At 70.3% G+C, this 1,292-nt stretch carries 2 protein-coding genes; both read right to left on the reverse strand.

Annotated elements, in window-relative coordinates; translation table 11 throughout:
- Positions 1–16: 16 nt before the first annotated feature.
- Positions 17–640 carry a hypothetical protein gene (locus tag DEH69_RS22765; RefSeq protein ID WP_113688874.1) on the reverse strand — a complete coding sequence of 208 codons (624 nt, stop codon included), beginning with the start codon at positions 638–640 and terminating at the stop codon, positions 17–19.
- Positions 637–1,044 (reverse strand): hypothetical protein, encoded by a 408-nt coding sequence (locus DEH69_RS22770; protein WP_147255769.1) that lies wholly within the window; start codon positions 1,042–1,044, stop codon positions 637–639. Before DEH69_RS22770 ends, DEH69_RS22765 begins: the two co-directional genes overlap by 4 nt.
- Positions 1,045–1,292 lie beyond the last annotated feature (248 nt).

Below are 1,292 nucleotides of genomic sequence, written 5' to 3' on the forward strand. Positions count from 1 at the left end.
CGCGTGAACGCGCGCGTCAGCTTTCGATGGTGCAGCGGGTGAGCTCGATCACCAGCTGCGAGGCCAGGAACCACTTCGCGTCCGGGTGGCCGTAGGGGAGGTGATAGTCCTCCGGGTGCGGGACGATGCCGTTACTGGCCGGGTCGGGGGTGAAGAACCCCCCGAACACCCCCCACACGCGCGGCTTACGCGAACGGATCAGCAACGGATCGGTCAGATGCGGACAATGCCGAACCGCCAGCGCCGCACACGGACGACACACCGGGGGCTTTGTCGACAGCAGCCCCTCACAGGCCCCGAAGTCCTGCACCTCCGCACGCTGCACCAGGAACAGCCACCCCCGCGACGTCCGGTCGGCAGGCCCGCCGCACACCTGGCACAGCCGCTCCAGCATCGTCCGCCGCTGACGCGCCGGGTGCAAGACGCTGAAGTCCGGCCTCCCCGCCCCCGGTCCGGCGTCCATCCGCGCCCACAGCACCCCGTGCCGGTCACGGTCACCCGGCACCTCGTCACGGTAGCCCAGCCGGTCCCCACCAGGCCGCACACTCAACGCCGCGGCCACGCGGGTACCTTCCCCCGTCCACGCGGCGGCATACGGCACGGGCAGGGCCCTCGGCCCCCACGTGATCATCTCGGTCATGATGTGAGCCGCCGAACCTTCCCCGTCAGTGAAAGCACCTCGCCCAGCCGGGCCGGACGCAGATCGGTCAGCCAGTGCGACCACTCACGCTCCGCACCACCCACCGCCCGCAGCCGCACCGCGTGCGCGCTCTCCCGCCACGCCACCGCCCCCACCACATCGGCGGCCGGGCTGTAGAGCAACGTCCCCGGCTCCGGCTCGTACACCAGCGCCGCCAGCCGGTCCGCGACAAACGCCGCCACCTCCACCGGCAGATCCAGCGTCACACTCACCCGCCCCTCCGTCGTCTCCATCACCTGCACCCGATGCGACGGCAACGCCCGCGCGGCCAGATGGTCACGCAACCGGTCACGATGCAGCAACGCCCGGTCAACGGGCGACGGCTCAGCCGCGAACACGATCATCGCCACTCAGCTCCCCCACCAGCGCCCGCGCGAGCGCCCGCGCCGTCTCGGGCCTGACCCGGCCCAACTCGACAAGCGGCGCATCGGGCACACACGTATGAAGTCGCACAACGGGAAACGCGATTCCGCGGGCCTCCAACGCAACCCTCAATTCACGCATCGCGCATTCCGCGTCCTGCCGCGGCGAGTTCGTCAAGACAACCTCCTCCAACCCTCTTCTCGCGGGCCCCCAAGAGAAGCAGATTGAA

Source organism: Streptomyces sp. PT12, from assembly GCF_003311645.1.
Classification (GTDB): domain Bacteria; phylum Actinomycetota; class Actinomycetes; order Streptomycetales; family Streptomycetaceae; genus Streptomyces.

Bases quoted from the DNA above. Each gene is read 5' to 3' on its own strand.
- DEH69_RS22765 (WP_113688874.1), bottom strand. From the start codon at position 640: ATGACCGAGATGATCACGTGGGGGCCGAGGGCCCTGCCCGTGCCGTAT.
- DEH69_RS22770 (WP_147255769.1), bottom strand. From the start codon at position 1,044: ATGATCGTGTTCGCGGCTGAGCCGTCGCCCGTTGACCGGGCGTTGCTG.